This is a genomic window from Sporosarcina sp. P29 (assembly GCF_002743265.1).
GTDB lineage: Bacteria > Bacillota > Bacilli > Bacillales_A > Planococcaceae > Sporosarcina.
The window spans coordinates 1-410 of sequence record NZ_PDYX01000108.1; the positions used below are offsets into that span (position 1 = coordinate 1).

Genomic DNA, 410 nt, shown 5'->3' on the forward strand with positions numbered 1-410 from the left:
CAATATTGACCATGAAGCCGCCATCCCCTGCTAATACGACAACCCGTTTATCAGGGTTTGCTTTTTGTGCGCCGATTCCTGTCGGTAAGGCTTGGCCAATTCCGCCTCCCGAGGCATGAATCGAATGGCGTGGTTTATAAATCTCGAACAGTCGGCTTCCCCAAACATTCGCTGGAACGGTAACGTCCCTTACAAAAATTGTTTCTTCGTCCAGTCTGTTTCTCATACTGTCCAAAATGTTTTCATAAGGTCCTAATGTTTTGCGTAACTTGGCTCTGAGCGTTTCACGCAATTCTTGCACATTTTCACTATATTCACCGCTCGGCATTGTGTAACCGCTTGCTTCTAGTTGAGTGACAAGACTCTCTACGACCGTTTTAATATCTCCGACTAACCCATACTTCGCTTCA

1 protein-coding gene is annotated in these 410 nt (G+C 45.9%); it reads right to left on the reverse strand.

The window, feature by feature from the left end; translation table 11 throughout:
• On the reverse strand, nucleotides 1–410 hold a 410-nt coding region (locus CSV68_RS16775), incomplete at both ends, for a thiamine pyrophosphate-dependent enzyme (RefSeq protein WP_233192963.1).